The 13,491-nt window shown below is 71.9% G+C and carries 14 protein-coding genes; 8 read left to right on the top strand and 6 right to left on the bottom strand.

Going from position 1 to position 13,491, the window contains the following annotated elements:
- Positions 1-45 precede the first annotated feature (45 nt).
- The gene (locus tag ACTIF1_RS04600) at positions 46-1,029 is read left to right on the top strand and encodes a Bug family tripartite tricarboxylate transporter substrate binding protein (RefSeq protein ID WP_439595201.1); all 984 of its coding nucleotides are present in this window, start codon (positions 46-48) and stop codon (positions 1,027-1,029) included.
- Between the two features lie 3 nt (positions 1,030-1,032).
- On the opposite strand, the gene ACTIF1_RS04595 is transcribed toward ACTIF1_RS04600, so the two are convergent.
- Complete coding sequence (locus ACTIF1_RS04595; protein WP_439595200.1) at positions 1,033-2,217, bottom strand: MFS transporter; 1,185 nt, start codon at positions 2,215-2,217, stop codon at positions 1,033-1,035.
- Positions 2,218-2,633: 416 nt separating this feature from the next.
- On the opposite strand from ACTIF1_RS04595, the gene ACTIF1_RS04590 reads away from it, so the two are divergent.
- Positions 2,634-3,710 carry an asparaginase gene (locus tag ACTIF1_RS04590; protein ID WP_439595199.1) on the top strand — a complete coding sequence of 359 codons (1,077 nt, stop codon included), beginning with the start codon at positions 2,634-2,636 and terminating at the stop codon, positions 3,708-3,710.
- Between the two features lie 110 nt (positions 3,711-3,820).
- Here the strand turns inward: ACTIF1_RS04590 and ACTIF1_RS04585 are convergent, their stop codons facing one another.
- Entirely contained in the window at positions 3,821-4,864 is a 1,044-nt protein-coding gene (locus tag ACTIF1_RS04585) for a serine hydrolase domain-containing protein (protein WP_439595198.1), read from the bottom strand.
- Positions 4,865-5,008: 144 nt separating this feature from the next.
- Between ACTIF1_RS04585 and msrA the strand changes: the two genes are divergently transcribed.
- The 4 genes from msrA to ACTIF1_RS04565 all read left to right on the top strand — a co-directional run bounded on the left by msrA (position 5,009) and on the right by ACTIF1_RS04565 (position 7,930).
- Positions 5,009-5,554 (top strand): peptide-methionine (S)-S-oxide reductase MsrA, encoded by a 546-nt coding sequence (msrA, locus tag ACTIF1_RS04580; RefSeq protein ID WP_439595197.1) that lies wholly within the window; start codon positions 5,009-5,011, stop codon positions 5,552-5,554.
- 10 nt (positions 5,555-5,564) lie between these two features.
- Positions 5,565-5,990 (top strand): peptide-methionine (R)-S-oxide reductase MsrB, encoded by a 426-nt coding sequence (msrB, locus tag ACTIF1_RS04575; RefSeq protein WP_439595196.1) that lies wholly within the window; start codon positions 5,565-5,567, stop codon positions 5,988-5,990.
- 84 nt (positions 5,991-6,074) lie between these two features.
- Positions 6,075-7,175: a beta-propeller fold lactonase family protein gene (locus ACTIF1_RS04570; RefSeq protein ID WP_439595195.1), complete on the top strand. Its 1,101-nt coding sequence runs from the start codon at positions 6,075-6,077 to the stop codon at positions 7,173-7,175.
- On the top strand, positions 7,172-7,930 hold the full coding sequence (locus ACTIF1_RS04565) for a polysaccharide deacetylase family protein (RefSeq protein ID WP_439595194.1): 759 nt from the start codon (positions 7,172-7,174) through the stop codon (positions 7,928-7,930). Before ACTIF1_RS04570 ends, ACTIF1_RS04565 begins: the two co-directional genes overlap by 4 nt.
- Before the next feature lie 4 nt (positions 7,931-7,934).
- Here the strand turns inward: ACTIF1_RS04565 and ACTIF1_RS04560 are convergent, their stop codons facing one another.
- On the bottom strand, positions 7,935-8,279 hold the full coding sequence (locus tag ACTIF1_RS04560) for a YMGG-like glycine zipper-containing protein (protein WP_439595193.1): 345 nt from the start codon (positions 8,277-8,279) through the stop codon (positions 7,935-7,937).
- Positions 8,280-8,483: 204 nt separating this feature from the next.
- On the opposite strand from ACTIF1_RS04560, the gene ACTIF1_RS04555 reads away from it, so the two are divergent.
- Both ACTIF1_RS04555 and ACTIF1_RS04550 read left to right on the top strand, forming a co-directional pair.
- Positions 8,484-9,596, top strand: a complete 1,113-nt coding sequence (locus tag ACTIF1_RS04555) for a Kelch repeat-containing protein (RefSeq protein ID WP_439595192.1) — start codon at positions 8,484-8,486, stop codon at positions 9,594-9,596.
- Positions 9,596-10,198, top strand: a complete 603-nt coding sequence (locus ACTIF1_RS04550) for a histidine phosphatase family protein (protein ID WP_439595191.1) — start codon at positions 9,596-9,598, stop codon at positions 10,196-10,198. The genes ACTIF1_RS04555 and ACTIF1_RS04550 overlap by 1 nt, the downstream gene beginning before the upstream one ends.
- Here the strand turns inward: ACTIF1_RS04550 and ACTIF1_RS04545 are convergent.
- The 3 genes from ACTIF1_RS04545 to ACTIF1_RS04535 all read right to left on the bottom strand — a co-directional run bounded on the left by ACTIF1_RS04545 (position 10,195) and on the right by ACTIF1_RS04535 (position 13,436).
- The gene (locus tag ACTIF1_RS04545) at positions 10,195-11,223 is read right to left on the bottom strand and encodes a hypothetical protein (protein WP_439595190.1); all 1,029 of its coding nucleotides are present in this window, start codon (positions 11,221-11,223) and stop codon (positions 10,195-10,197) included. The genes ACTIF1_RS04550 and ACTIF1_RS04545 overlap by 4 nt on opposite strands.
- Positions 11,224-11,289: 66 nt before the next feature.
- Positions 11,290-12,624 (bottom strand): chromate efflux transporter, encoded by a 1,335-nt coding sequence (gene chrA, locus ACTIF1_RS04540; protein WP_439595189.1) that lies wholly within the window; start codon positions 12,622-12,624, stop codon positions 11,290-11,292.
- Positions 12,621-13,436, bottom strand: a complete 816-nt coding sequence (locus ACTIF1_RS04535) for a chromate resistance protein ChrB domain-containing protein (RefSeq protein ID WP_439595188.1) — start codon at positions 13,434-13,436, stop codon at positions 12,621-12,623. The genes chrA and ACTIF1_RS04535 overlap by 4 nt, the downstream gene beginning before the upstream one ends.
- Positions 13,437-13,491: the final 55 nt, after the last annotated feature.

The following is a 13,491-nucleotide window of genomic DNA, read 5'->3' as shown; positions in this document are numbered from 1 at the left end:
CGGTCCCCGGCATTCTGGCGCGAGAAGAAGAACCGGAGGATCCCCATGCAGCGCCGCCATCTCCTGGCCGCCCTCGCCGCGCCCGCCCTCGCCCCCGCCCTCGCCCCCGGCCTCGCCCGGGCGCAGGAGGCCTGGCCGAGCCGGCCCATCACCCTGATCGTCCCCTGGGCGCCCGGCGGGTCCAATGACGTGGTCGCGCGCCTGGTGGCGCCGCTGTTGCAGGAAAAGCTGGGGCAATCCGTGGTGGTGGAGAACCGCGCCGGCGGCGGCGGCTCCATCGGCATGGGGCAGATCGTCCGCGCCCGGCCGGATGGCTACAACCTGCTGGTCTCCTCCGCCTCCAACCATGTGTTCCACGCGCTGGTCTCGCCCGACCTGGGCTATGACGTGCGGGAGGCGCTGGCCGGCATCGCCATGATGGTGGACGTGCCGAATGTGCTGGCGGTGCATCCCGGCCTCGGCGTGAACAATGTGCAGGAACTGCTGGCCAAGATCCGCGCCACGCGCGGCGGCCTGTCCTTCGGCTCCTCCGGCACCGCCTCCTCCAACCACCTGGCGGGGGAGCTGTTCCGGATGATGTCGAATACCGAGCTGGTGCACGTGCCCTATCGCGGCGGCGGCCCGGTGGCGAACGACCTGATCGCCGGCACCATCCCCATGGCCTTCATGAACCTGCCGACCGTGGTGGGCCCGGCGGAGGGCGGGCGCGTGCGCATCATCGGCGTCGGCACGGAGGAGCGGGTGCGGATCCGGCCGGACCTGCCCACCATCGCGGAACAGGGCCTGCCCGGCTATTCGGTGCGCAGCTGGACCGGCCTTTTTGCCCCCCGCGGCACGCCCCGCCCGGTGATCGACCGCATGGCCCAGGCGATGCGGGAGGCGCTGGAGTCCGAGACGGTGAAGGCCCGCCTGACCGCTTTGGCCAGCGAGCCGATCTGGATGGACCCGGCGGCGACCGATGCCTTCGTCCGCGCCGAATTCGACCGCTGGGCCCCGGTGGTACGCGCCGCCAACGTCACCACCGGCTGAGCCTTACCCCGCGCCGCGCCGCGCCAGCTGGCGGTGCAGCAGCAGCACCAGCAGCGGCGCCAGCCAGGCCAGCGCGATGCTGGCGCCGACCAGCCAGGGCATGTGGTCCAGCCCGCCATCCGGCCTTTCCCGCACCACCAGGGTGGAGGCCGCGGCCCCCAGCCCCTGGCCGAAGCTGGTGGTGGCGGCGACCAGGCATTGGTAGCTCATCCGCTCCGCCGGCAGGGCGACGCGGGTGGCGCTGCCCTGGGCCACGGTGCTGCGCGCCAGCTGCACCGCCAGCACGGCGCCGAGCAGCCCCGTGACCAGCCAAGCCGGACCGCTCAGCGCGAAGGCGGCGACCAGCACCGCGGTCAGCACGCAGCCTACGGTGAGGGAGGCCGGCAGCACGCCGACGCGGTCCATCAGCGTGCCGGTGGCGCGCGTTGTCGCCACTGCCAGCGCGCCGCCCACCAGGTAGATCACCCGCAGCGCCGGCTCGCCGAGGCCCGCATTGCCCAGCGCATAGGCCGCGATATGCGGCGAGACCAGCAGCGTGGCGAAGGAGGCGGCGCCGATCAGCGCCAGCCCGGTCAGGCTCTCCCCCCGCCCCAGCAGGCGCGCGAGGCCGGAAAGCGTCACCCGCGGGCGCGGCGGCGGCGGCGGCTGGCCGGGGCGCGGGCCGAGCAGCCACCAGACCGGCCAGAGCAGCAGCAGATAGAGGCCCGAGATGGCCAGGATCGGCACCCGCCAGCCCCCCGCCGTGGCGCCCAGCACCAGCGCCAGCGGCAGCCCCGCCACCAGCGCCAGGCCATAGGCGCCGGTCACGCTGCTGACGGCGCGGTTGCGCCGCTCCTCCGGCACCGATTCCGCGATGCTGGTCACAACCGCCGCCATCAGCGGCCCCGCGCAGGCGCCGGCGCAGGCCCGCGCCGCCAGCAGCAAGGGGAAGTTCGGCGCCAGGAAGGTGGCCACCGAAAACAGGCCGAGGCCGCAGAGCGAGCCCAGCAGCGCCGCGCGCCGGCTGACGCCGCCGAGCAGCAGCGCGCCCGCCAGCCCGCCAAGCCCCGCGGCCAGGGTGTAGAAGGTGGTGGTCAGCGCCGCATCCTCGACCGGGATGCCGAGGTCGCGCGCCAGGAAGGGCCCGAGGGGGAAGAAGATCACGGCGCCCAGCGCATTGGCGAAGGCGACGGTGGCGAGCAGCGGCACGGTGGCGCCGCCGCGGCGGCCTGGGGATTCGGACGTGGCGTGAACTCCGCTGGCGGCCCGGTCATGATGCACCGCAGCATGGCCGGATCGTCAAGCCGGGGAGCGTGGTCTCGACCATGTTCGAACGAGAAGAACTCGCAATCAGGTGGAGGCCGGAAGGGTGGCGGGCTGCGCTTCGCGATCCTGAAATGGCGGACCGAGCGCGGACTCGAGGCCATGCTCCGGAAGGTCGGCGGCCTTCCGGCCCTCGCCGCCTGGTGTCTGGTGCCGGCCATCTCCGCTGTCCATGGCCGCGACCAGGGGCAAAAAGCGACCGTCAGGCTGGATTGACACATAACGTATCGAATGCCTGACATATCCGGCTTGCGAAACTGCCCTTGCAGCTTCACAAAGGCGGGTCTGCGGAGGACACGAGAATGAGGGACGGCACCGACTTCGTCGAGCTCGCGCGCATCTGGCGCGGCCCTGTGGTGGAGAGCGTGCACCGGGGCACCGTCGTGGTGGCCGATTTCGAGGGAAGGCTGGTCGGCAGCTGGGGCGATGCGGGTCTGATGACCTTCCCGCGCTCCTCGCTCAAACCCTTCCAGGCGATGGCGCTGGTCGAGAGCGGCGCGGCGGAGGCCTATGGCCTGTCCGACGAATACATCGCCATGGCCTGCGCCTCGCATGACGCGCAGCCCTTCCAGACGGCGCTGGTCAGCGACTGGCTCGGCCGGCTCGGCCTGGACGAGACCGCGCTGGTCTGCGGCCCGGCCCTGCCGCGGCGCGAGGCGGACCAGGCGGCGGCCTTCGCCGCGGGCGGCGCACGGCGGCTGTTCCACAACTGCTCCGGCAAGCATTGCGGCTTCCTGACGGTGGCGAAGCATCTTGGTGCCGGGCTGGACTATGGCGATGCGACGCATCCGGCGCAGCGACTCTACCTCGACATCCTGTCCGACTATCTCGGCCGCGACGCGACCAGGCTGCCGATGGGCCGCGATGGCTGCGGCCTGCCGGCGCTGGCCCTGCCGATGCGCGACCTGGCCAAGGCGGCGGCGCGGCTGAGCCTGGGCTATTCCGCCAATCCGGCGCGGCGGGCGGCGGCGAAGCGGGTGATGGGCGCGATGATCGCCTATCCGGACCATATCTCGGGGATGGACTCCGCCACCTCCCGCATCTTCGCCGCCACGCAGGGCCGGGTCGTGCTGAAGGGCGGCGCGGAGGGCTTCGTGATGGCCATGGTGCCGGAGCGGGGCCTGGGCATCTGCATCAAGATCGCCGATGGCGCGGCGCGCGCGAAATACGGCGTTCTGGCGCGCACGCTGGGCCATTTCGGCGTGCTCGGCACGGCGGAGTCCGAGGCGCTGATCGCCCAGGTGAACGAGCCCATCACCGACAGCACCGGCGCCCTGGTCGGCGGCACGGAGATCGTCTTCGAAAAGCCGGTGCCGACCAGCGAGACCAAGGCGACGCTCGGCTTCTGGCTGGGCGGCGTGAAGGAAGCCTTCTTCTGATCCTTCAGTAGGGCGTGCCGTCCTTCCGCGGGAAGCGACGCACGCCGTCCGGGCCGGGGCCCACCAGCATGTCGATGCAGGGAGAGGTCGAGACCTCTCCCGGCAATCTCCTAGCCCAGCGCCGCCGCCACCTTGGCGCAGAAGGGGCCGACCGCATCGGGATGCACCCAGCGCAGCACCGCCACCACCTCGCCTGCCGGCCAGATCCAGGTGACATTGCCGCCGGCACCCATGGCGAAGACGGAATCGGCCGGCGCCTCCGGCCAGCGCCCGGCGCCGTTCAGCCACCAGAGGAAGCCGTAGCTCGGGTTCAGCGGGCAGGCGGCGAGGGATTGCTCGATCCAGGCCGCCGGCACCACCTGCCGCCCTTCCCAGGCGCCCCTGTTCAGCACCAGCTGGCCGATGCGGGCCTGGTCCTCGGCATGGATGCGCATGCCGGCGCCCCAATGCGTGCCGCCGGGCACGGAGGGCAGGCGGCGGCCCTCGATCTCCACCCAGGCATTGTCATAGGGATACCAGACCCAGTCCCGGCTGCCGCCGATCGGGCCCAGGATTCGCTCGGCGAAAACCTCTGGCAGCGGGCGGCGGAACAGGTGCAGCAGGGACAGCGACAGGCGGTTCACGCGGACATCGTTGTATTCCCAATAGGTCCCCGGGCGCTGCAGCGGGCGGTCCATGCCCTTCGGCCCGGCGCCTTCGCGGGCCAGGTCGCGGCCGCGGTCGATGCGGTCGGACTTGCCGAAAAGCTCACCCTCCCATTCGGATGTATTGGTCAGCAGGTGGCGCCAGGTGATCTCGGCATTCTGGTCGGATTCGAAGCCGCCATCCCGCACCCGGACCCGCACCGGCTCGTCCAGGTCGGGCAGCAGCCCATCGGCCTGGGCGATGCCGGCGAGCAGGGAGAGATAGGATTTGGCGGCGCTGAAGGTCATGTCCGCCTGGCGGGTGTCGCCCCAATGCGCGACCCGCTGGCCGCGATGCAGCACCAGCCCATTGGGCGCGCCGCGGGGGAAGACCGGGCCGAGCACGGCATTGTGCGGCGGCGGGTCGAAATGGCCGGCCTCCAGATGCGCCAGCAGGTCGCGCGGGAAGGGGGATTCATGCGCCTCGGCGAAGGCCACGGCGTCGGTCAGGCGGGGGGATGGCTGCGTCATGCGGCCAGGGTGCCCGCGCCCGGCACGCCCTGGAAGCCCCCAGCGCGACCTCTGCGAAACCTTGCGCCTTGCCGCGGCGAAGTGCCCCCTGAATCGCTGGCGCCGAGCGCCCATATAGCGATCCAATTCAGGAGAGACCCGACCATGACGACGGAAACCGCCACCATCGGCGGCGGCTGCTTCTGGTGCATCGAAGGCGCGCTGCGGCATGTGCAGGGCGTGACCCGCGTGGAGAGCGGCTATGCCGGCGGCCATGTGCCCAACCCGACCTATGAGCAGGTCTGTGGCAAGCAGACCGGCCATGCCGAGGTGGTGCAGGTGGAGTTCGACCCCGCCGTGCTGAGCTATGCCGATCTGCTGCGCATGTTCTTCACCCTGCACGACCCCACCACCAAGGACCGCCAGGGCAACGATGTCGGCCCGCAATACCGCAGCATCATCCTGTACCACTCGCCGGAGCAGCAGCAGACGGCGAAGGATGTGATGGCCGAGGTCGAGGCTTCCGGCATCTGGGGAGCCAGGCTGGTGACCGAGCTGGTGCCGCTCGAAAAATACTGGCCCGGCGAGGCCGAGCACCAGGACTACTTCGCCCGCAACCCCTGGTCCGGCTATTGCCGCGTGGTGGTGGCGCCGAAAGTCGCGAAGTTCCGCAAGAGCTTCGCCCATCGCCTGAAGTCCGCGGCGGCCTGAGGAGAGACAGATGAGCCTGTTCAGCAAGGAGAAGCCCGCGGGCACCTTCCCGGTGCAGAAGTCGGAGGCCGAGTGGCGGGCCGAGCTTTCGCCCGAGGCCTTCAAGGTGCTGCGCCAGCACGGCACGGAACGTCCCGGCACCAGCCCGCTGCTGGCGGAGAAGCGCCCCGGCACCTTCGCCTGCGCCGCCTGCGGGCATGAGCTGTTCGACAATGCGACGAAGTTCGAAAGCGGCACCGGCTGGCCCAGCTTCTTCCGCCCGCTGCCCGGCGGCATCGCCACCACCACGGACCGCAGCTTCTTCATGACGCGGACGGAAGTGCATTGCGCCAATTGCGGCGGACATCTGGGCCATGTCTTCCCGGACGGCCCGGCGCCCACCGGGGAACGCTACTGCATGAATGGCGTTGCGATGGTGTTCCAGCCGGCGGGTTAACCCGGCGGAAAGCGGGACCCTGGACAATTCCCAGCCGGACAGCGATTCTGAAACACGCACTTCCGCCGCTCAAGGGCCCTTCCTGTGCATTGGCGTAGCCTTGCCCTGTTCCTCGCGCTCCTCCTGCCGGCCGGAGCGCGGGCGGATCTCGTCTATGTGCTGAATTCGACCGATGCCACCATCTCGGTGCTGGATGCGGCGACGCGCAGCGAGCGCAACCGCATCCAGGTGCTGCGCGAGCCGCACCACCTGGTGCTGACGCCGGATGGTCGCGAATTGCTGGTGGCGGATTCCGGCGGCAACGAGGTCTTCTTCCTCGACCCCGCGACCGGGCAGGTGCTGCGCCGCGCGCCGATCTCGAACCCCTACCACCTGGAATTCAGCCCCGATGGCCGCTTCCTGGTAATTGCCAGCCTGCGCCGCGGCCAGGTGGACGTGCTGGATGCGCGGACCCTCGCCGTGCTGCAGCGCTTCCGCCCGGGCGACAAGCCGAGCCATGTGGCCTTCAGCCCGGACAGCCGGATGGCCTATGTGACCATCCAGGGCGATGGCCAGGTCGCCGCCTTCGACCTGGAGACGCTGACCCAGGCCTGGATCCAGCCGGTGGGGCCGGAGCCCGCCGGCATCATCTGGCATCGTGGCCAGCTGGTCATGGGCATCATGGGCAGCAGCCACTTCGTCACGCTGAACCCGGAGACGCGGGAGGTGGCGCCGGCCTTCACCCTGGGCCGCGGCGCCCATACCATCTTTCCGGCGCCGGAGGGCCGCGCGCTCTATGCCACCAGCCGGGTGGACAGCCGGGTGGCGGAAATCGACCCCGATACGCTCACCGTGCGCCGCGTCTGGGCGATCCCCGGCGGGCCGGATTGCCTGACCTTCGACCCGCAGGGTCGCGTCTGGATGACGCTGCGCTGGTCCCGCAGCGTCGCGATCCTCGACCCGGCGGCGGATCGCTGGGAGACGGCGCGCGTCGGTCGCTCGCCGCATGGCATCTTCTACAAGTCGATGGGGCAGGGGGCGGATTTCGCCAGCCGCCAGCCCGGCGCCACCTCCGGCAGCCGGCCGCTCGCGGCCCCCCTGCCAGGGCGGCCGGCCGCCGCACCGCCTGCGGCGCCCGGGCTGGTGCCGGGCGCTATCCCGCCGCGGCCGCCGGTGCTTCCCGCCTCGCTGCAGCAGCCGCGATGACGGCAGGCCGGCGCGGCCTGCTGGCGGCTGGTCTCTCGGCGCTCGCCGCGCCCGCCCTGGCGCAGCTGCCGCAGGGCTGCCGCGGGCAGGTCTTCCTCACCATCGACACCGGCTGGAGCCGGGAGGCGGAGGCGATCGCCGCCATCCTGCGCCGCCATGCGGTGCCGGCTACGCTCTTCATCGCCGACGAGCCCACCTATCGCGGCGATACCAGCCTCTCCGAAAGCTGGGCACCCTTCTGGCGCGCCAGGGCGGCGGAGGGCCATGCCTTCGCCAGCCACACCTGGCGCCACTGGTATTTCGCCAATGACTCCGGCCCGGGGCGGACCACCTTCCGGTCGCGGCGGGGGCAGGGGGAGGTGGTGCTGGACCAGGCGGCGCTCTGTGCCGAACTGGCCCGCCCGATCGGGGCGCTGCGCCGCTTCGCGCCGGAGGCCCGGGTGCTGCCCCTCTGGCGCGCGCCGGGCGGCATCGTCACGCGCAATGCCGTGGCCATGGCATCGGCCTGCGGCCTGCGCCACCAGGGCTGGACCCGCAACGGCTTCCTGGGGGATGAGCTGGACAGCGCGGCCCATCCTAATGCCGCCCTGCTGCGCCGCAACCTGGCCCATATCGGGCCGGGGGAGGTGCTGGTGATGCATTGGGGCGTGCGCAGCCGGCGCGAGCCCTTCGCGGGCATCCTGGAGGCGCTGGTCACGGGCCTGCTGGCCCGTGGCCTCTGCTTCGCGCTGCTGCCGCCCGAGGGCGTGGCCTGAGGCCTCAGCGGTAGTTGGGCTGGTAGCCGGCCGGCGGGGCGCCCTGGTGCCAATTGCCGTGCTGGTCGTACCAGCCGCCATAGCGGGGGTCCCGCTGCTGCGCCACATAGGGGTCCTGCGGAATGCGCTCCGGCTCCGGCGCCGGGGTCAGCGCGCCGCCGACCGCGCCCAGCGCGCCGCCGATCAGCGCGCCTCGGCCGGCACTGCCGGTGACGGAGCCGATGAGCGCACCGGCGCCGGCGCCGAGCGCACCGCCGGCCAGCGCCCGCTGGTTGCGGTCATTCGGGTCGCTGCAGGCGGCCAGTGCCAGGATCGGCGCTGCCAGCAGAAGGGCGCGGGGTGGGCGCATGGAGGGTCTCCTCGTCGGGTGACAGATGTCGGGTCGCGCCCGGCCGGCGCCAAGTCCGGCCGGGGCGTCGTAACCACAACGTGCCGACCGGACCGGGGTTCTTTTATGGCCGCAAACGCGCCTTCGCATGGCGTCAGAACGTGGCTTTTCCTTCATCTGGAGGGGCGCTAGCCTGCCGTCTCGGCAGGAAAACGGATGGGCGGGATGGACAGGCGGATGATCCTCGGCGGCGCCGCGGCGTTCCTGGCGGGCGCCAAGACGGCAGGCGCGCAACAGGCCGTGCCGCATCACGGCCTGCCCATCCCCTCGGACCGCATGGCGCCGCTGCGCGGCCAGGGGCCGGTGGTGCTGACCCCCGCGCAATACGCCCAGCGCTTCGTCGACAGCCCGGCGCCGGCCGGCACGCCCGGCCGCTGGGTCAGCCGTGCCCCGCTGCCGCTGCCGCGCACGGAAATGGCCTGGGCCGCCGAATGGGAAGGCAAGCTGCATGTCGTCGGCGGCTATGCCGAGCAGCAGGTGAACAATACCTGGCACCACATCTACGACCCCGCCACCGATAGCTGGCGCGAGGCCGCCCGCCTGCCGCGCGGCGCCAATCATGTGGGCGTCGTGGCCACCGCTGGCCGGGTCTATGCCTTCGGCGGCTTCAGCAACCAGAATCGCGGCGCCGATACGCTGGCCTTCGCCTATGACGTGGCCGCCGACCGCTGGGACAGGCTGGCGCCCATGCCGCGCCCACGCGGCGCCGGCGCGCTGGCCGTGCTGGACGGCAAGATCCACCATATCGGCGGCGCCTCCGAGCCGGAGGCGGAGCGCGCCTCGGTCGGCTGGCACGAGGTCTACGACCCGCAGGCCGACAAGTGGGAGATGCGCAAGGCGCTGCCCGGCGCGCGGGACCATGCCGGCGTGCTGGCGCATGACGGCGTCATCCACATCATCGGCGGCCGCTTCAACACCTTCGAGTACAATACCGGCCTGCACCATGTGTACCTGCCGGCGCAGGATACCTGGGTGGAGCGCGCGCCCCTGCCGACGCCGCGCTCCGGCCACGGGCTGGTGCTCTATCGCGGGCGCTTCTTCGCCATGGGCGGCGAGTCCGGCTGGTTCGAGAACCGCGTGCTGACCGGCCGCGTGCATGGCCAGATGGAGAGCTACGACCCGGTCACCGATACCTGGCAGCACCACGCCCCGATGCCCACGCCGCGCCACGGCATGGGTGCCGTCACCATCGGCGATTTCATCTATGTCGCCGGCGGGGGTCCCGTGGTGGGCGGTGGAATCAAGACCGCGGTGCATGAGGCCTTTACCCTCGGCTGATGCGGCGCCGATCCTTCCTGGCGGCGCCGTCGCTGCTGCTGGCGGCGCCGGCTTCCGCGGCCACTGCGCAGGGCGAGGCGGCGGCGGCCCTGGTCTCCGCCTTGCGCGCCGGCGGCCTTGTGGTCGTGCTGCGGCATGGCATCACGGATCGCAGCCAGGCCGATAGCGGCCGGCTGGAGGATCGGGCAGGGCAGCGCAACCTGTCGGAGGCCGGGCGCGCCCAGTCCCGCCGCCTCGGCCAGTCCTTCGCGGCGCGCGGCATCCGGCTGGGCGAGGTGCGGACCAGCCCCGTCTTCCGCGCCCGCGACACGGCGGAGCTGGCCTTCGGCGCCCGGGCGGTGGTGGAGCCGCGGCTGACGGCGGATGACTATACGCCCGATCCGGCGCTGCTCGCGGCCAATATTGCCTGGCTGCGCGACCGGGTGCGCCGCCCCTCCGCGCCCGATGCGGTGGATGTGCTGGTCGGCCATATCGTGCCGCTGGGCATGGTGCTGGGGCGCGGCCTGAGCCAGGCGGAATACCCCGAGGGCGCGCTGGCGATCTTCGGGCCGCAGGCGGGCCTGCTGGGCGTGCTGGCGGCGGAGACGCTTGCGGTGGGTTAGGGGTTGGGCTTCGGCGGCTCCCGGATCGCGACCTCGGAGGATTTCAGCACGCTCGGGACCAGCCTTTCGGAAAAGCCGGCCAGGAAGCTCCAGACCACCAGCAGCGCCAGCTGGGCATTGGGCAGCACCAGGCTGAGTGGCGTGACCGCCGCCGTGGCCTCCTTCGGATGGCTGAACTGGTCGAAGCCCATCAGGTCGAACTTCGGGATCAGCGCGCCCCCCACCACGCCCGAGAGCAGGAAGAAATAGACGATGATGGCGCCCGTGGTGCCGACGGCGCCGCGCAGCACATTGGACCAGAAGCTGCGCGCATCGTTCAGCTCGCCCAGCGTCATGGCGGCGCGATTGGCCTGCAGCGTCAGCAGGCGGCTGAACATGGCGCCGAAGAAGCCGGTGCTGGCCGCCGTATAGAGCGGCAGCCAGGCCCAGCCGGAAAAGGCCAGCCGCCCCGGCGCTTCCGGGCGCGGCGCCAGGTAGATGGCGATATAGGGCAGCAGGAAGATGGCGCAGCCGATGATGCCGAGGAAGGCCACCAGCCGCGCCGCCTTCTTCTGGATCGGCCGCGCATGGAACTTGCGCTGCAGCGTCCAATGCGTCTCCTCCAGCACCGCCAGCAGCAGGGCGCGCAGCCGCGTGGCGCCGCCGGGCTTCAGGCCGGGCGGGGTCTGCGCGGTATCGGCCACCAGCGGCATGGCGGCATCGAGATAGGCCTGCAGCCGGGGCGCGCTCTGCACGCGCTGTTCCACCGCCTGGTCCAGCCGGCGGCGCAGCTCCGCCACCAGCGTCTCCTCCGGCTCCAGCAGGGCGAGGCGGCGCTCGGTCTGGTAGATGCGGCTCCAGAGCAGGTCCTCGGGCTCCGCCGCGCCGCTGAGGCAGGCGGCGCGGATGTCCCGGATCACCGCCTGGATTTCCCCGAGTTCCGGCGGCAGGGGGCCGCCGGTCAGTCGGCTCGCCAGGAAATCGGCCCGCACCTCCAGCTGCGCCAGGTGGTTATGGACCATCGGGTTCTGCGGAACGATCGCCATGGCCTGCCTCCCGACGCCTCGGCGGGGATCAGGCCATGTTCCGCACGGCCTGGCAACGAATCCGCCTCAGCCCAGCAGCGCCCGCAGCAGGAAGCCGGCGGCAGCGGTCACGCCCAGCGTGCGCAGCAGGCCGAGCTTCAGGCCGAAAAGGCTGACCGCCGCCAGCAGGCTCAGCAGCAGCGCATCCCAGTTCAGCGTGGCGAGCTCCGGCAGGTCCAGCCGCAGCGGGCCGAGCGGCACGGTCTCCATGCGTGCGAACAGCACCCGCAGCCCGAACCACAGCGCCAGGTTGGCGATCACGCCCACCACCGCCGCGGTCACGCCCGACAGCGCCGCCTTCAGCCGTGGCTGGGCATGCAGCCGCTCGACGAAGGGGGCACCCAGAAAGATCCAGGCGAAGCAGGGCGCGAAGGTGACCCAGAGCGCCAGCACCGCGCCCAGCACCCCGCCCCAGAGTCCCTGGGCGCCGAAACCCGCCAGGAAGCCCACGAATTGCAGCACCAGGATCAGCGGCCCCGGCGTGGTCTCCGCCAGGCCCAGGCCGGCCAGCATATCGGCCGCCGAGAGCCAGCCGTAATGCTCCACCGCCTCCTGCGCCACATAGGCGAGCACCGCATAGGCGCCGCCGAAGGTGACCACGGCGAGCTTGGAGAAGAACCAGGCGATGTCGCCCCAGGGCACGGTGCCGAGCAGCAGCGCGACCGGCCAGGCCCAGAGCGCCAGTGCGATCAGCCCGGCTGTGCGGGCCTTGCGCGCCAGGCGCGGGATGCGGTCCGGATCGGCGGCGATGGCGGCATCCAGCATGGCCGGTGGTCCCTCCGCCGCCGCACCATGGCCGGCACCCGCAAAAGCCTGGGGCAAGGCGTAGCCGATGGCCGCCGCGGCCAGCACCACGACGGGAAAGGGCAGGTCCAGCGCGAAGAGTCCCAGGAAAGCGGCCGCCGCCACCGCCCAGGGCGGGGCGCCATGCAGCGCGCGCTTCGCCACGCGCAACAGCGCCTCCACCACCACCACCAGCACGGCACATTTCAGCCCGAAGAACAGCGCCGCCACCAGCGGCACGGTGCCCAGCGTGACATAGAGCACCGACAGCGCCAGCATCACCGCCGCACCCGGCAGGATGAACAGCAGGCCCGCCGCCAGGCCGCCGCGCACGCCGTGCATCAGCCAGCCGAGATAGGTGGCCAGCTGCTGCGCCTCCGGCCCCGGCAGCAGCATGCAGAAGTTCAGCGCATGCAGGAAACGGGCGTCCGAGATCCAGCGGCGCTGCTCCACCACCTCCCGGTGCATCACCGCGATCTGCGCGGCGGGGCCACCGAAGGACAGCAGGCCGATCCGCCACCAGACGGCGAGTGCCGCGCGGAAGCTGGGAAAATCCTGAGGCGGCCGGGAATCCATCATGCGCGTCCTTGGGCGGGCCAGTTGTGTGTCTCCGCCATCGCATCCCGGCACCAGAGGTGGAAGGCATCGTAGAGGGCGAGCCCGGCCTCGAGCTGCGCCAGGTCGTCCATATGCAGGCGCGAGAGGCCGAGCGAGGCGGCGAGCAGTCCGGCCGCTTCCGGCGCCAGCTCCGGCCGCGCGGTATCGGCGCCGCGCACCAGCAGGGCCAGCCGCGCCAGGGCGGGGGTGGCCAGGTCGAATTCCGCGATCATGGTGTCGAAGGTGCAGTCGGCGCCGCGGTGGCTCCAGAACACGCCCTCGATATCGAAGGGCGTCGCGCCGAATCGTTCGGCCACGGCGGCGACCTCTGACGGGGCGACGAAGAGGAACCGCGCCTCTCGGTCGATGAAGCGGCGGATCAGCCAGGGGCAGGCGATGCGGTCCACCTTCGGCCGGGCGCGGGTCACCCAGATCGTCCGGCCCGTCGCGTCGCGTGGCGGCAGCAGCGCCTCGGGGATCAGCGGCAGCCCGGCGGCGCGCCAGGCCTCGAAGCCGCCCTGCAGCACCCAGGCGCGGGCGCCATCCTGCCGCAGCCAGGCGGCGGCGCCCTCGGAGATCTTCAGGCCGCGCTGGCAGATCACGACGACTTCCCGCCCTTCGAAGCGCGGCGCCCAGGCGGCGATCGCGCGATGGTCGTGATGCATGGCGGTCGGCAGGCCGCGTGGATCCGCCGCGGCATCCTCCGCCAGCCGGACATCGATCAGCAGGGGCGCATCAGGCAGGCCGAGGCGCGCCAACAGGCTTTCGGGTGACAGCGAAGGGTAGGCAGCCATGGACGTCCACTCCCGAACGGGCGGTTGGACGCGATGCTTGGGCTGGCTGCCTGAT

This window comes from Falsiroseomonas sp., assembly GCF_051860665.1.
Lineage (GTDB): Bacteria > Pseudomonadota > Alphaproteobacteria > Acetobacterales > Acetobacteraceae > Falsiroseomonas.
This window is presented reverse-complemented; position numbering and strand designations above follow the sequence as displayed.

What these genes read in the sequence shown, in the direction of transcription:
- ACTIF1_RS04590 (WP_439595199.1), top strand. Translation starts at nt 2,634, where the DNA reads ATGAGGGACGGCACCGACTTCGTCGAGCTCGCGCGCATCTGGCGCGGC.
- chrA (WP_439595189.1), bottom strand. Translation starts at nt 12,624, where the DNA reads ATGATGGATTCCCGGCCGCCTCAGGATTTTCCCAGCTTCCGCGCGGCA.
- ACTIF1_RS04550 (WP_439595191.1), top strand. Translation starts at nt 9,596, where the DNA reads ATGCGGCGCCGATCCTTCCTGGCGGCGCCGTCGCTGCTGCTGGCGGCG.
- ACTIF1_RS04600 (WP_439595201.1), top strand. Translation starts at nt 46, where the DNA reads ATGCAGCGCCGCCATCTCCTGGCCGCCCTCGCCGCGCCCGCCCTCGCC.
- msrA (WP_439595197.1), top strand. Translation starts at nt 5,009, where the DNA reads ATGACGACGGAAACCGCCACCATCGGCGGCGGCTGCTTCTGGTGCATC.
- ACTIF1_RS04565 (WP_439595194.1), top strand. Translation starts at nt 7,172, where the DNA reads ATGACGGCAGGCCGGCGCGGCCTGCTGGCGGCTGGTCTCTCGGCGCTC.
- ACTIF1_RS04585 (WP_439595198.1), bottom strand. Translation starts at nt 4,864, where the DNA reads ATGACGCAGCCATCCCCCCGCCTGACCGACGCCGTGGCCTTCGCCGAG.
- ACTIF1_RS04535 (WP_439595188.1), bottom strand. Translation starts at nt 13,436, where the DNA reads ATGGCTGCCTACCCTTCGCTGTCACCCGAAAGCCTGTTGGCGCGCCTC.
- ACTIF1_RS04545 (WP_439595190.1), bottom strand. Translation starts at nt 11,223, where the DNA reads ATGGCGATCGTTCCGCAGAACCCGATGGTCCATAACCACCTGGCGCAG.
- ACTIF1_RS04555 (WP_439595192.1), top strand. Translation starts at nt 8,484, where the DNA reads ATGGACAGGCGGATGATCCTCGGCGGCGCCGCGGCGTTCCTGGCGGGC.
- msrB (WP_439595196.1), top strand. Translation starts at nt 5,565, where the DNA reads ATGAGCCTGTTCAGCAAGGAGAAGCCCGCGGGCACCTTCCCGGTGCAG.
- ACTIF1_RS04560 (WP_439595193.1), bottom strand. Translation starts at nt 8,279, where the DNA reads ATGCGCCCACCCCGCGCCCTTCTGCTGGCAGCGCCGATCCTGGCACTG.